We start from the raw sequence: 15,182 nt of genomic DNA, 5'->3' as shown, positions 1-15,182 counted from the left end.
TTGTTTGATAGCTTAATGAATGCTATAAATGATGCTCTAATAGTTACCGATGAGCACAACAAAATAGAGTGTTTTAATTATAAAGCAGAAGAAACTTTTAACATTAGTCACAATCACTTAGGGGAAAAAATTGAAGGGATTATTTTTATACCCGATGACTTAAAGAAGAGTGATACTATAACCGAAGGTAAAAAGGAATCACAAAGAAGGATAAATTATTACGGGAAAACATTATCCGTTATAAAAACACCTATTATTGAACCTACTATTGAAAATCAATGCCATCTCGGTAATTACTATATATTTGAAGATATATCGGACTCCGTCAAACTTAAAAGAGAACTTTCTAATGCCAGATCATCTGCTAATGCCATGGAAAATGTGCTGGAAAAAGCCTATGATGGCATAGTTATGATAGATCACAATGGAATAATTACTAAGTTCAATAGTGCTTATCAACAGTTTACCGGGATTTCGGAACAAGAAGCACTGGGAAAACATGTGACAGAAGTTATTGAAAATACCAGAATGCATAAAGTTCTGGAGACGGGGAAGCCGGAAATAGGAGAAATTCAAAAAATCAAAGGCTGCGAAATGGTGGCTACCAGAGTCCCCATTTATGAAGAAGGGGAGATAGTTGGGGTTTTAGGAAAAGTGTTGTTTAGAGATATCAAAGAAGTAAAAGCCCTGGCTGAAAGGTTAGACGCTGCTACTAACGAACTCGATTATTATAAAGGTGAAGTCAGAAAGCTCAAGGGTAGTAAATATAATTTTGAGAATATAGTGGGTTCAAGTAAAAAAATCATAGAAGCCAAAGAAATGGCTAAAATAGCTTCTCAAAGTGATTCCACCGTCCTTATCCGAGGTGAAAGCGGTACCGGGAAGGAATTATTCGCCCATGCCATTCACGATGGGAGCTTAAGAAGATACGGGGCCTTTATCAGGGTTAACTGTGCAGCTATTCCAGAAAATCTATTGGAAGCGGAACTCTTTGGTTATGAAAAAGGTGCCTTTACGGGTGCTAACAAAGAAGGGAAACCTGGAAAATTTGAACTTGCCAATGGAGGAACCATATTTTTAGACGAAATCGGCGATATGCCCTTTGATATGCAGGTGAAACTACTGCGAGCCCTACAAGAACGGGAAGTGCAAAGAATAGGAAGTGAGCGGGTAATTGATTTAGATGTCAGAATTATAGCCTCTACGAACAGAAATTTAGAACAGTTGATTGCTCAGGACAAATTTCGAGAAGACCTTTATTATCGCTTGAATGTATTTAATATTAATGTTCCGCCATTGAGGGAGATGAAAGATGATTTAGAAAAGCTGATCAATTTTATAATCAAAGACTTGAATGACGAAATGGGTCTAAATGTCAATGGCGTTTCTTCGGAAGCAAATAAAATATTAAATTCCTATCACTGGCCCGGCAATATCCGGGAACTGAAAAATGTGTTGGAAAGGTCAATGAATGTGGCAAAAGGCAATATTATTACAAAAGACTGCATTCCCCAGTATTTATTAACATGGGCTGGGGCAGAAGAACAGCAAAATAACAGTAATAGTAAATCCCATGAAATAAATTTGCATAATTTAGAGCTCAGATCAGTAGTCAAAGAAGCCGAAAAACTGGCCATTGAAACCGCCCTAAAACAGACTAATAATAACAAGAAAAAAGCAGCCGAACTCTTAAATATTCACAGATCGGGCTTATACAAAAAACTCGAAGAATATAATATTTCAGACCAAACTACTTGAAAAATTCGTCACGCAATCTCGTCTACGCATTCCATCACGCGCATTCTCATCACGCATTCTTATCGCGCATTCTTATCACGCGTTCCATCACGCATTCCATCACGCATTCTCATCACGCACTTTCGTGACTTTAGTCATGAGTTAGCGGCGATATATTTTAGTTAAAAATCTTTGAAGTTGCCCTAACTGTCCTAACTATCTCTAACTGTCCTAACTATCCCAACTGTCCCCATAGTTAGACATGTCTATTTCGGTAGACATTTATCTCTACCCCTTAAAACCCAAACTGTCTATCACAGTAGACAACTTTATCAAATTGTCACAAAAAACATGCAATTTCATAATATCCAAGATACGGCTCAACCTCCCCTACAAGGGAGGTTTTTTGTTTATTATTCCTTGGCACGGATATTGCAAAATAATCATTAGTAAATGGATAAAAGAGATATAAAAGAGATATAAAAAGAAATGATGTATCCCCGGAAGAAAGTTAAGAAGAATAAAAGTATTAGAAAGAGGAGCGATTTGCCATGAAAAAACTTTTTAGTGCTCAAGAAGCTATAAAATTCATTGAAAACGATAGCACATTAGCAGTAGGCGGATTTGTAGGCTGTGGACACCCGGAAGAATTAACAGTTGCCTTAGAACAACAATTCAAAACAGAAGGAAAACCCAAAAATTTGACTTTGGTCTATGCAGCAGGACAAGGTAATAGCCGGGACAAAGGCCTGAACCATTTAGCTCATGAAGGTCTTGTTAAAAGAATCATTGGAGGGCACTGGGGTTTGTGTCCGGGATTGGGCAAACTAGCTTTGGAAAACAAAATTGAAGGATACAATCTCCCCCAAGGAGTTGTGGCCCATTTATTCAGGGACATCGCAGCAAACAAGCCGGGGACACTCACTCATGTCGGTTTAGAAACCTTTGTAGATCCCAGAAACCAGGGCGGAAAAGTAAATGATGTGACCAAAGAAGATATTATTGAGCTTATGGAAATTGGAGGTCAGGAATGGTTATTCTACAAGGCCTTTCCCATTAATGCAGCATTTCTAAGAGGGACCTCAGCTGATGAAAAAGGCAATATCTCAATGGAAAAAGAAGCAGTCACTCTGGAAATGAGGGCAATAGCCCAAGCTGTCAAAAATTCAGGGGGTAAAGTGATCTGCCAGGTGGAAAGGATTGTACAGAAAAGTACTCTCGATCCGCAAAAGGTTGAAATACCTGGGATTCTAGTTGATGCAGTCGTTGTGGCCTCTGAGAATAACCATCAGCAGACCTTTGCCGAAAATTACAATCCTGCCTATTCAGGAGAAATTAGAGAACTAGGAAATTTAGGAAATGGCTGCGGCTCAACCCAGGCTCAGGCTAAATTAGATGAGAGAAAAATTATATCCAGAAGAAGTGTCATGGAGCTAAAGCCAGATTCTACAGTTAACCTGGGAATAGGAATGCCCGAGGGAGTAGCCCAGGTAGCAGCAGAAGAGGAAATTTATCATTATATGGACTTGACCGTAGAGTCCGGACCCATAGGAGGTGTACCGGTAGGAGGCTTGAATTTTGGGGCTTCCAAAAATCCCGAAGCAATTATCGACCAGCCCAGTCAGTTTGACTTTTACGATGGTGGTGGGCTCGACTTGGCTTTCCTAGGAGCTGCCCAGATAGACCAAACAGGGAATGTCAATGTCAGCAAATTTGGACCCAAGCTGGCAGGAGCAGGAGGATTTATAAATATCACACAAAATTCACAAGAAGTCATCTATTGCGGCACATTTACAGCAGGAGGCCTGGAGGTTGAGGTTAAAGATGGGAAGCTAAACATTATCAAGGAAGGCAAAAATATTAAATTTGTCAACAATGTGGAGCAAATCACTTTCAGTGGCAATTACGCTAGAAAAACAGGGCAAAAGGTTCTGTATGTTACGGAAAGGGCTGTCTTTTCCCTGGTCGACGAAGGGCTTGAACTCATCGAGATAGCCCCGGGGATCGACCTGGAACGGGATGTGTTGGACAAGATGGAGTTCAGACCGAAAATATCTAACAACTTACAGACCATGGATGAAAGTATTTTTAAAGATATGAAAATGGGATTAAAATATAAAATTTAAGTTATTAAATTAAAAGTCGTGAAATCAATAAAAGTTAAGGGGGTAAATCGTATGCGCTTAAAAGATAAGGTGGCCATTATAACCGGAGGTGGCAGTGGAATAGGAAGGGAAACGGCACTTCTCTTTGCCCGGGAAGGAGCCAAGGTAGTTGTTGCAGATATTAACAAACAGGAAGGAGAGGAAGTTGTAAATAAGATCGAGAATGAGCTACAAAATGAGGCACTAAATGAGGGACAAAAGGAGCTTCAAGAACAAAAAGCACTCTTTGTGGAAGTCAATGTAAAAGACAAATCAAGTGTAGAAAAAATGACCAAAGAAGTGATAAATACATTTGGACAAATAGATATCTTAGTCAACAATGCTGGAATAACTAAAGACGCACTGCTTCGAGACATATCAGAAAGCGATTGGCAGCAGGTTATTGATGTCAATCTAACCGGAGTTTTTAACTGTACCCAGGTAATTTCCCAGTACATGACTGAAAAGGGTTATGGAAAAATAATCAATGCATCATCTGTAGTTGGTATTTACGGAAATATAGGACAAACCAATTATGCTGCCACCAAATCAGGTGTAATTGGCATGACAAAATCATGGGCTAAGGAATTCGGCAAAAAAGGTGTTAGGGTAAATGCCGTCGCGCCAGGTTTTATTAAAACACCTATGACTGAGAAGGTACCTGAGAAGATATTGTCTTCCATGGAAAATAAAACTCCCCTAAAGCAGCTAGGTGAACCTCTGGATGTGGCTTATGCCTACTTATTCTTGGCATCCAGTGAGTCTGACTATATAAGTGGCACTGTCATCGAGGTAGGAGGTGGACTAACTTTATAGACAGAAAGTTATGTAAACTAAAATTATTGAAAGGGTGATAACTATGAGTAGAAAAGTTTATTACAGTACGAGCATTTTTACTGCAGACAGTTTGAACACAATTTCCGGTGCTGTTGTAGTGGAAGGGGAAAATATCCTTTATGTAGGAGACAAAGCCGGAGCGGAAAAATACCTGGAAGGTGCAGAAGTTGAAGATCTAGGGGATAAGACCATTGCTCCCGGCTTGATTGATTCTCATACACATTTTTTCCTTACAGGGCGCATGCTTACATTCAGTATCTTTGCCGATCCCTCCTACACAGAAGAACGCATTGTTAAAGAGATGAAGGAGCTCATTAAAGAACGCCCGGGTAAACCTTTCTACTTCGTGTGGGGCTATGATCCTGGAACTGCAGGAAAGATAACGACTAAAAAGCTTGACGAGTATTTTGGTAAAGATACTGCCACAGTTGCCATTGATCTAACAGGTCACGCAGGGGGTTTTTCCTCCAAGGCATTGGAACTTGCCGGCTGGGATCCAAACGATATCCCTGAAGGATCTGTGGTAGAGTATGAAGATGACGGTAGCGTCTCCTATATAGGAGAGACACTTTTCCTTAAATTTTTGGCAGTACTGGTTAATGAGGCAACCGACGAAGAGATCGACATGGCAATCGATGAACTGGGTGCTCATATGAATAAAAACGGTTATACGAGTACCATTGAAGTCCTACCACTAGGTGGTATTGAGCTGTGGAATGAACGTAAATACAGAGAAAGAGCTAAAGAAAAATCTCTTCCCCTTCGTATCGCCATAAACACTGCCCTGGAAGATGGCCCCTCCCAGTGGCTCAAGTTCCGAGACGACTGGCAGTGGGACTTCGCATTCCATGTTGGGCTCAAGGTTTTTGTAGATGGGGTTCCCCAGGGTAGCGAATCTGCATGGCTTGAAGAACCATATGCTTCCCGCTCTGACTGGTATGGTGAACCCTGTATTGATATGGATTATCTACGTAAAATGGTAAAAGAAGCTAATGACATGGGCATTGGCGTCCGAGCTCACTGCACGGGAGACCGAAGCTTCAACGAGATGGTAAGAGCATTTATGCAATCTGACAACACATATCCTGTCAATTGTATTGAACACGGCATGATGATTTCAGAGAAGTCCAAAGACTTAATTCAAGAGTACACAAAGACAAAAACTCTAGGGGTGAATTCTCAACCAGAACTATTGGGTATTGACTCCGTTTCCAAAATCAGTGAGATGTTTTTAGGAAAAGAACGTGCAGAAAAAATATGGCCTCACAAATCTTTGCAAGAATCTGGTGCCACAGTTTGTTTCTCATCGGACTGTCCTAACGCATTCGGTGATATCAGTACTGTATTCCGCTATTCCGTCAATCGCTTGGCCGATGAACCCCAAAGCCCCTATGCAAATGTTGGCCTGGGAATGCAGGAGTCCTTTTCACCTGCTGAAACCTTGATTGCTCTAACAGCCAATCCGGCAAAAACCATGGGTAAAGAAAATATTCTAGGTAAATTAAAACCTGGCTTTAAAGCTGATATAGCCATTTTTGACCAAAACATTTTTGAATTGGACAAAGACGCTTATGACCAGATTGAGGTATATAAGACCGTATTGAACGGGAAAGAAGTTTATGAGAAATAACCAATTTTATTATCCGGTCTTTTCACATTAAGAAAAGGTCGTTGGCCGTTCTCTAAAAATGAGAGCGGCTATTTTTTATTTTCATTAGTAGCGTTTGGGATACCTTATAGCAAATTACTTATTTAACAAAATTATGCAGGAGAATTTAACTATTTGTTGAAACGGAATTAAATGTGACCTATTTTCCCTTAATACTAATATTTAACAAAATTAAAGGAGGTCTTAAAAAAATGCCCAATCTGAAAGCTTTTTTACAAGATTCTCATGCCAGTTTTACAGTAACAGATGATGAAATCTTTATGGAAAATCACATTTTAACCAGACCAGTCCAACAAGCTCATATTTTATCTTTAATTTTTATTTTAATTCAGGGAGTATTAATATCTTTTACAATTGAGTATTTAAAGGCCTCAGCCTTGGATATTTTCTTAGGTAATTTATTAGGTGGCAACATGGTAACTGGTATGCTAGACACAAGCTTCCAATTCGGAGATTTTGTTGTTGGAGCCATTGTATATTCTATTGTTTTGCTATTATTTTGGTTAATATTTATGGGTGGAGTTTATTTCATTATCGGAAAAACCGTTGGAGTTAATCTTTCTTTTGATGTACTTCAAAAATATCTGCCTGTTTTAACAGCAGCAACGGCATTTGGCATGGTCTTTCTAGCTGTTAATTCTTTACTCTCTACTTTTGTTATTAAAATTTCATTATTTAATATGCTGTGTTCACTTCTTGTTCCTTTTTTATTGAATATGTACTTACTAACTAGATTCTTTGCCTACAATGTGAAGGCTTTTGATGATGAATTCAGTGTTAGTCCTGTGTACTATTCTAATATGTTGTCCTTAATTGCTATGGGTATTTATGGGTTTGTTAAAATTTTATTTGCAGTGGCATGGATATAATTTAAAAGTAATGGGTTTGTTTATGGTTTTGGCAATTATCTCAGAATTTAGTTAAAATGACATGGAAAATCACATATTACATAAAAAATGGCCGTTTTCATGATCGTGAAAACGGCCATTTTTATGTAAAATCAGCTAGCAAAGCCAACTTCAAGCGCAGTTGTTGTGAGAACTTCTGAAAGTTTCTTGTCTTTGATCGTGGAATAACGGTATTAAATCTATACTCTATCGTCACCCGTCATCATATTTTATTATGTTTATTGCATAATATTTACAAATATAGTATATTATGGACGAATCCATAGCTCAATTGGATAAAGCACCGGAATGCTAATCCGGTTGATCTATCAATTCTTTGACGGCCAACCTCTATCCGATAAGGTAATTATCCTTATAAAAAGGATAACTGTAAAGGTGGAAAATAAGGTTTATAGGTAACCTTAAAACCTAAATCCATTATACAAGGAGTATTAGATGAAACGTTTATTTATTTTGGTTATATTAACAACTTTGCTTTCTATGGGTTGTGGTACGGAAGAAGTAGAAGAAAAACCTATAGAAGAAAACGGTGATGATTTAGTAAAACAAAAAGAAGATTTAAACTTTGTAGTTGAACCAAAATACGATGAAGCCGATTGGTTTTCAGATGGTTATGCTATGGTAGGTATTGATAATACTTATGGTTATATTGATGGAGAAGGGAAAGAAATAGTTGAACTAAAATTTGATGACGCGAGTTCCTTTTCAGAGGGATTTGGTGCAGTTAAATTAGATGATAAATGGGGTTATATAAATGAAGAAGGGGAGTATTTAGTTGAACCAAAATACGATAATGCCCATGATTTTAAAAATGGTTTAGCAAAGATTGAACTTGATGGCAAAAAAGGAGTTATTAATAAGCAAGGTGATTATGTTATAGAGCCCACATATGATTTTATCTGGGTTGGTTCAGGTGATATGATAGGTGTTTCTGACTTTGATAAAGGCGCAGGATTTACTAACCGAGATGGTGATATTGTTATAGATCTTAAATTCGATTCTGTTTCTCTGTTTTCTGAGGGACTAGCTAAAGTTCAATGTAAAGAAGAAGGGAAGTATGGTTTTATTAATAAAGAGGGAGAGTATGTTATAGAGCCTAAATTTGATAGTGCTAGGTCATTCTCTGATGGAATTGTACCAGTTGGTATTAAAAATTTAGTGGAGAAAGAAGAAAATGTAAAAGAAGAAGTTGAATTGTGGGGAGTTATAGATAAATCCGGAGAATATGTGATAGAACCCGAGTTTAAATCCATTAGTAATTTTAAAGGTGGTATAGCTCCTGCTACAAACATGAAAGGCGAATACGGATTTATTGATGAAAGCGGTGAATATATATTCAAACTTGAGTCGGATTCATCAGATCATTTTAAGGACGGAGTTGCAAGAAATAAATCAACAGAAGGAAAATGGGGTTTTATAAACAAAAAAGGTGAATTTATTATAGAGCCCGACTACGAAATGGCATGGCCCTATAAAGAAGGTGAAGAATTAATTCAGGTAAGAACAACAGACGAACAGTGGATTGTATATGATCTAGATGGCGATATAAAATTTAAATTAGACTCCGAAGTAGCGTTAGGACGAATTTCGGAAGGTAAAGCAAGCGTTTTTATAGATGAAAAGATTGGGTTTATTGAAATAAACAAATAGAAAATATTTAAAAAAAGGGCAGCACCCCAAAAATTATCACTTTTGGGGCAGCCCCTTATCAAATGAGAAATTGGAAAATATATATTTAGGATTCAGCTACTGTTTTTCCGTGTTCTTTAGTGGTTTGTTTTATAGGTTCTGGTTCACTAAAGGATGGATGTTTAGTTTTCTTATCAATTAATGGCACAAAGGCGTTCATGATTAAAATGGAAAATGCGACACCTTCTGTAGCTCCAAGTCCTAATCTAAATAGAATCGTTAATGCACCGATGGCAATTCCAAATATAATTTTTCCCTTGTTGTTAATGGGACTAGTCACCCAGTCGGTAGCCATGAAGAATGCTCCGATCATTATTCCGCCACTAAGCACTTGGTACATAGGATCTGCACCAGCGATTAGTGAGAGTACTACAACTGTACCGATAACCGATACAGGAATTCTCCAATTTATGTGCCCACGATAAAGTAGGTAAATCCCACCGATTAATAGCGCTAAAGGCGAAGTTTCCGACAATGCCCCTCCTGGAAACGCCACAAGCATTTCCCAATAAGAAGGCATCTCCATACCCCCTTGCAACATTGCCAGGGGAGTTGCTTGAGTCATTACATCTACTGGTCCTAGATCTACATATATATCTGCGAACAAATCATTTAACCATAGAAATAGCGGTGACAAGATAATAATCATACTTCTACCGAAAATTGCGGGATTAAATAAATTCCATCCTAAACCTCCCACAAATTCTTTGGCCACGCCAATGGCTAGCACAGTTGCCAAGATTGCGGTCCAAACAGCAACAGTTCCAGAAAATAAAAGTGCTACGAATAATCCCGTTAACAAGGCACTTCCATCATTAAGAGTGGGCTGGCGGTTTGTCAGTTTACGTACGATCAGTTCTGTTAAAACTGCAGTTATCATACAGACAGCTATGGTAAATATGGCATGCTGTTGATAGAAATATATCGAAACCAAAACTATGGGTATTAAAGCGATCATCACATCAAACATAGCAACAGAAACAGTTTTTTTACTTCTAAGGTGTGGCGAAGAGTCTACCACAAGCCGAGGTTCAGCCAAAATCATTTCCCCCTTTCGTATGCAATATTTTCAATTATCTACTTCTCTGCATTTTTTTGATAACTGGTTTCACTTGCTTAATAAATTGGACAATGGGCCTGTTAGACGGACATTGATACACACATAATCCGCATTCAATACAGTCCATAATATCCCAATCTTCTGCTTCTCGGTACATTTCGGCCTCTGCAAAAATACTCAATTTATTGGGATACAGATACATAGGGCAATGAGCTACACAATCACCGCATTTCACACAATTGTGATAATCCCATTCCGGTAACATTTCCGGCGGAAAAACCAATAAGCCAGTGCTATTTTTGACAATGGGCGCTTGAACAGAGTACTGGCTCATTCCCGTCATGGGTCCCCCTAAAATAACTTTACATCCTTCCAAAGTGCTTATGTCTTCAATTTCACACTGTTCTAGGATATGAGATATTGGGGTGCCGATGCGAATTGAAAAATTGCCCGGTTGAGGTATTTTTGGCCCCGATACAGTTACTACTCGCTCAATTAGTGGCTTTTCGTACACCACAGCTTCGTACACAGCGATTGTAGTGCCTACATTTCTAACAATGCATCCGAGTTCCGCTGATCTAGCCCCTCGAGGTACTTTGCGGTCAGTAATAGCATTTATTAAATGAGATTTGTAGCCCTGTGGATACTTGGAGGCTAGGGGGACCACTTCCATATTTTCTAATTCTTTAGTTTGTTCAGATAGAACTTCTATGGCATCGGGTTTATTAGTTTCTATTCCGATATAACATTTTTTAGCACCTATGATGCGCATTAGTATCTCTGCACCTTTGATTAGTTTTTCAGGCATTTCAATCATTTGACGATGATCACAAGTTAAGTAGGGTTCACATTCAGCCCCATTTAAAAGCAGATATTCAATGGGCTGTGACTGATTTACATTAACATAGGTTGGGAAAGCAGCTCCTCCCATACCAGCTATGCCTGAATCTTTTAGCAGTTCTTTTAATTCTTCGTCTGATAATTTATCGGGATCATTCTTAGTGTAAAACTCAGGTTCTTCTTTATCGAAATCAGTGGATATCACTATACTGTCTTCATCATATCCTTCCACACCGGGACGTTTTTCTATGGCCTTGACAGTGCCATTTACACTGGCGTGGACGGGGGCACTAATGTATTCTTCACTATCACCTATCTTTTGTCCCATGGTTACTTTGTCTCCTACGCTCACTAAAGGTTTACAGGGAGCACCTACGTGTTGAATGAGGGGTACTACTACTTCTTTTGGAAGTGAGATGTCTTTTATGTTGTGCTCTTCAGTGTATTCTTTACAATGGGGAAGGTAGGCTCCGCCAATTATGGATTTTACATTCATTTTGTCACCCCCTGATCTTCTTTGTCAGAATTGCGCTTTTCTTTTTGCTGTTTAGCTCTATTTACTTTGTTATATTCTGATTTATTTGCTAGAACCCCTAAACTAACTAGTATTGCAATTAATAATCTAAAAGGACTGAAAATAGCGCCCCAAATTTTAGCCGAAGTAGATACAGCCGGTTCTTTCGGGAAACCGTAGTATTCGGGCTCATTTTCTAATACATAGATCATGCCCATGCCATCTAGTTCATCTACTCCATAAACCCTGGCTTTAGGATTGCCATTTTCTATTAAATGATTAACTCTATTAAAGGCGGTATTGATAACATCACGTCGTTCACCGTAAATAATTGCATTGGATGGACAGACGCTGGCACATGCAGGTTGATATCCATTGACCATTCTGTCGTGGCAGAAAGTACATTTAGGAGGAACATTAGTCCTGCGGTCGAAACTTATAACATTAAAGGGGCAATTGGCAGCACAGTAATTACAACCTATACATCTGTCAAAATCAACATTAACAGTACCCGATTCAGTTCGATAAATTGCACCAGTTGGACATACTGTCAAACAACCGGCATCTGTACAGTGCATGCACCCTTGTTTTGAGAAGTACCAGCTAATCCCAGCTGAATTATTGGGGTTTTCCTGCTCCTGGAAGACAATTCTGGTCCAAGTTACAGGTGAGATACTGGTAGGGTTTTCATAACTACCGGTGAAACTGGTCTTTTCTGCAGGAAGTTGATTCCATTGTTTACAAGCAATTTGACAGGCTCTGCAAGCAGTACATTTAGATGTATCTATCAACATGCTTTTAGTCATAGTTATTCACCTTCCTTATATTACACAGAAAAGCTTTGTATTCAGGGATGGTGGTGTTTGCATCTCCGATTGAAGGTGAAACATCGTTGGCCACAGCTCCTTTTGCCGCTCCCTGATAACCCCAGTGCCACAATAATCCCACCATCTCTAATTTCCTACCATTAACTTGAATTGGCCTGATTCTATTAGTTATACACGTTCCGGCTTGATATTTGCCCCTGGGGGTAATCACTTCCACTGATTCACCTTTTGTTATACCAAGTTTATCTGCTAAACTTTTACTAATTTCAACGAATATATCAGGCATAGTTTCGTAAAGCCATGGCATATTCCTAGTCATCATGCCGGTTTGATAGTGCTCAGTAATTCTGTAACTTGTGGCAATGTAGGGATATTCTTCACTATCTATCTCTGCTCTCTGATCGGGATACCATTCTGTGACATGGGGATTAAACTGTGTTGACGACATAATATTTTCCACTGGACTTTCCCAAGGTTCATAATGTTCAGGGAAAGGTCCATCAACTAAAGCTACATTACCAAAAAGTCTACCTTGACCTTCGGGGAGCATGATAAAAGGTGTATTGGCTGTATCTTCCGGCGGAACATCGGTATTGAAATCGGGGACATCATTGGTTTTCCACTGACCATTTTCGTACCATACTAAAGGTGTTTCTGGATTCCAAGGTTTACCTTTTGGATCGGCAGCACAACGATTGTAAATCACTCTCCTATTAAGAGGCCATGCAAAAGACCAGTCGGGATGAAGTCCAATTCCCTGAACTTCTCTATGTCTTCTCTTTGTAGGAGGAGCGTTGTGATCATTATAATATCCGCAGTATAACCAATTCCCCGAAGCAGTGCTGCCATTACTTTGTAAGTGGGTGAAGTTTTCTATCAGTTCACCAGTTATAGTATTAAAGCCATTGATCTCTTTCGCTACTGTTTCAGGATCTGCGGGTTCGCCGTAGTCCCAATTTAAATTCAATATGGGCTCTGGAAACACTCCATTTTCAGCTTCGTATTTTGATTTGATATTTTTGTAGATTAGATCTACTATTTCCAAGTCGGATTTCGCTTCTCCCGGTGGATTTACTGCCTTATTGCGCCATTGAATCCATCGACCGCTATTACTTATAGAACCTTCCCTTTCTACGTGTAATGCCGCGGGCAGTAAGAAAACTTCTGTATCGATTTCTTCGGGATCAACTCCTGGAGCCTTCCAGAAGGCGGCAGTTTCATTTTCAAAAATATCGATAGATACCATCCATTTAAGCTTACCCATGTAATCCCGTTTGTGAGCTGTAGAAGGGCCACTTACGGCGGGGTTATCGGCCCAACATATCATCCCTTCTACATTACCTTCGGCCATTTCTCTGAACATACCGATATGAGATCTGTCTTTTTCATCTAACTTCGGCATGAAATCATAACAATAGTCGTTTCCTGCTGTGGCGTAATCACCCCAAAAAGCTTTTAACATACTTGTAATGAATTTGGGAGTGTTTTCCCAGTAACCAGAATCCGGAGTTTCCTGTTCCTTATAATCTTCAAAAGTAGGATGGAGCTGTGCCGAGGGAGTTCCCATATAACCAGGGATGATGTGATATAGCATGGCCATATCAGTAGAGCCCTGCACATTAGACTGACCTCTCTGGGCGTTCACTCCACCTCCGGCAATTCCCATATTGCCAAGTAATAGCTGCAGTATAGCTATACTGCGTACATTTTGAGCTCCGTGAGTAAACTGGGTGATACCCATGGCGTACATGATATTACCAGCTTTAGCAGGTTCACCAGTGCTGCAAAATGTTTTAGCCACTTCCTTCAAACTATCTTTCGGACAACCTGTGATCTCGCTGACAGTGTCTAAATCGTATCTTTGATAATGATCCTTTAGTAATTGAAAGACACAATTGGGATCTTCTAAATCAGGATCTGTTATAATCTCTCCGTTTTCATTTCGCTGGTAATAGTCGCCATTTACCTCTTCTGGGGAAGTAAACATACCGTCTTCAAAACTAAACTCTTCTTTAATTAGATAAGAGGCATTAGTGTAATGTTTCACGTATTCTTCGTGATAATATTCATTTGCTAGGGCGTAATTAATAAGCCCTGCTAAAAAAGCAGTATTGGTACCAGGACGAATAGGAGCATAGATGTCAGCGACGGCTGCTGTTCTGGTGATTCTAGGGTCTACACAGATTAATTTAGCTCCTTTTTCCTGCCTAGCTTTATCGATCCATTTCATGGATACAGGATGATTTTCGGCTGTGTTGAGCCCGATATTCATAAAGACATCTGAGTGCTGATAATCAATCCAGTGATTAGTCATAGCACCTCTTCCAAACGTGGCGCCGAGTCCGGCGACCGTAGAAGAGTGTCAAAGGCGGGCGCAGTGATCGATATTAATTACCCCCAAAGCCCTGATTAACTTGTGGTAGAGATAATTTTCTTCATTATTACACATTGCACTTCCCAAATGTGCTATAGCTTTAGTTCTGTTTACTGTCACACCGTTTTCATCTTGTTGCTCAAAAGTATTGTCTCTGGTTTGTTTGATTCTGTCTGCAATTTTATCAAGAGCTTCTTCCCAACTGAGTTCCTTCCATTCTCCGCTGTTGGGAGGTCTGTATTTTACTTTCGTGAGTCTTTCAGGATTTGGCACAATGCTACCTTTTTCATCATAAGTGTTTACCATATTGAAAAGTGCTGCACCTTTACTGCATAGTGTGCCTTCATTAATGGGATGGTCAGGATCTCCTTCGGTATTTAAAAGTTTGCCGTCTTGTACATGGCAAATGATTCCACAACCAACTGAGCAAAATGGACAGATAGTAGTGATCTCCTTAGCGTAATTTATTCTAACTGGTTGGTATGAACCATGAACTTTTTTGACTCCCATGGACGTTAAAGAGGCAGCGGTGACGGAGACTCCAGTAACTTTGAAAAAATCACGACGGGTTAAGCCCAAATTT

Annotated in this window: 10 protein-coding genes; 6 read left to right on the top strand and 4 right to left on the bottom strand. The window is 39.3% G+C overall.

The genetic code is table 11. The features are described from left to right. The first annotated feature begins 15 nt into the window (after nucleotides 1-15). From NTHER_RS13130 to NTHER_RS13105, 6 genes are all read left to right on the top strand, one after another. Nucleotides 16-1,758 carry a sigma 54-interacting transcriptional regulator gene (locus NTHER_RS13130; RefSeq protein ID WP_148206869.1) on the top strand — a complete coding sequence of 581 codons (1,743 nt, stop codon included), beginning with the start codon at nucleotides 16-18 and terminating at the stop codon, nucleotides 1,756-1,758. 530 nt (nucleotides 1,759-2,288) lie between these two features. Next, entirely contained in the window at nucleotides 2,289-3,863 is a 1,575-nt protein-coding gene (locus NTHER_RS13125; protein ID WP_012448996.1) for an acyl CoA:acetate/3-ketoacid CoA transferase, read from the top strand. A 51-nt stretch (nucleotides 3,864-3,914) separates the two neighbouring features. Then, nucleotides 3,915-4,697, top strand: coding sequence for a 3-oxoacyl-ACP reductase FabG (gene fabG, locus NTHER_RS13120; protein ID WP_012448995.1), 783 nt, complete (start codon nucleotides 3,915-3,917; stop codon nucleotides 4,695-4,697). 43 nt (nucleotides 4,698-4,740) lie between these two features. Continuing rightward, nucleotides 4,741-6,348 (top strand): amidohydrolase, encoded by a 1,608-nt coding sequence (locus tag NTHER_RS13115; RefSeq protein WP_012448994.1) that lies wholly within the window; start codon nucleotides 4,741-4,743, stop codon nucleotides 6,346-6,348. 230 nt (nucleotides 6,349-6,578) lie between these two features. Next, nucleotides 6,579-7,256, top strand: a complete 678-nt coding sequence (locus NTHER_RS13110) for a hypothetical protein (RefSeq protein ID WP_012448993.1) — start codon at nucleotides 6,579-6,581, stop codon at nucleotides 7,254-7,256. Between the two features lie 474 nt (nucleotides 7,257-7,730). Further along, complete coding sequence (locus NTHER_RS13105; RefSeq protein WP_012448992.1) at nucleotides 7,731-8,945, top strand: WG repeat-containing protein; 1,215 nt, start codon at nucleotides 7,731-7,733, stop codon at nucleotides 8,943-8,945. Between the two features lie 85 nt (nucleotides 8,946-9,030). Here NTHER_RS13105 and NTHER_RS13100 read toward each other — a convergent pair whose 3' ends face one another. Genes NTHER_RS13100 through fdnG form a run of 4 tightly spaced genes read right to left on the bottom strand, consistent with a single transcriptional unit; the run spans nucleotide 9,031 to nucleotide 15,178 of the window. Continuing rightward, nucleotides 9,031-10,029: an RnfABCDGE type electron transport complex subunit D gene (locus NTHER_RS13100; protein ID WP_414628106.1), complete on the bottom strand. Its 999-nt coding sequence runs from the start codon at nucleotides 10,027-10,029 to the stop codon at nucleotides 9,031-9,033. A gap of 28 nt (nucleotides 10,030-10,057) precedes the next feature. Then, complete coding sequence (gene rsxC, locus NTHER_RS13095; RefSeq protein ID WP_012448990.1) at nucleotides 10,058-11,380, bottom strand: electron transport complex subunit RsxC; 1,323 nt, start codon at nucleotides 11,378-11,380, stop codon at nucleotides 10,058-10,060. After that, complete coding sequence (locus NTHER_RS13090; protein ID WP_012448989.1) at nucleotides 11,377-12,204, bottom strand: 4Fe-4S dicluster domain-containing protein; 828 nt, start codon at nucleotides 12,202-12,204, stop codon at nucleotides 11,377-11,379. Before NTHER_RS13090 ends, rsxC begins: the two co-directional genes overlap by 4 nt. Next, entirely contained in the window at nucleotides 12,197-15,178 is a 2,982-nt protein-coding gene (gene fdnG, locus NTHER_RS13085; protein ID WP_148206868.1) for a formate dehydrogenase-N subunit alpha, read from the bottom strand. The genes NTHER_RS13090 and fdnG overlap by 8 nt, the downstream gene beginning before the upstream one ends. Nucleotides 15,179-15,182: the final 4 nt, after the last annotated feature.

Origin of the sequence: Natranaerobius thermophilus JW/NM-WN-LF (genome assembly GCF_000020005.1) — a bacterium.
Classification (GTDB): Bacteria; Bacillota; Natranaerobiia; order Natranaerobiales; family Natranaerobiaceae; genus Natranaerobius; species Natranaerobius thermophilus.
This window is presented reverse-complemented; position numbering and strand designations above follow the sequence as displayed.

Excerpts from the sequence above, each read along its gene's own strand:
- NTHER_RS13130 (WP_148206869.1), top strand. The coding sequence starts at position 16 with ATGAATGCTATAAATGATGCTCTAATAGTTACCGATGAGCACAACAAA.
- NTHER_RS13125 (WP_012448996.1), top strand. The coding sequence starts at position 2,289 with ATGAAAAAACTTTTTAGTGCTCAAGAAGCTATAAAATTCATTGAAAAC.
- fabG (WP_012448995.1), top strand. The coding sequence starts at position 3,915 with ATGCGCTTAAAAGATAAGGTGGCCATTATAACCGGAGGTGGCAGTGGA.
- NTHER_RS13115 (WP_012448994.1), top strand. The coding sequence starts at position 4,741 with ATGAGTAGAAAAGTTTATTACAGTACGAGCATTTTTACTGCAGACAGT.
- NTHER_RS13110 (WP_012448993.1), top strand. The coding sequence starts at position 6,579 with ATGCCCAATCTGAAAGCTTTTTTACAAGATTCTCATGCCAGTTTTACA.
- NTHER_RS13105 (WP_012448992.1), top strand. The coding sequence starts at position 7,731 with ATGAAACGTTTATTTATTTTGGTTATATTAACAACTTTGCTTTCTATG.
- NTHER_RS13100 (WP_414628106.1), bottom strand. The coding sequence starts at position 10,029 with ATGATTTTGGCTGAACCTCGGCTTGTGGTAGACTCTTCGCCACACCTT.
- rsxC (WP_012448990.1), bottom strand. The coding sequence starts at position 11,380 with ATGAATGTAAAATCCATAATTGGCGGAGCCTACCTTCCCCATTGTAAA.
- NTHER_RS13090 (WP_012448989.1), bottom strand. The coding sequence starts at position 12,204 with ATGACTAAAAGCATGTTGATAGATACATCTAAATGTACTGCTTGCAGA.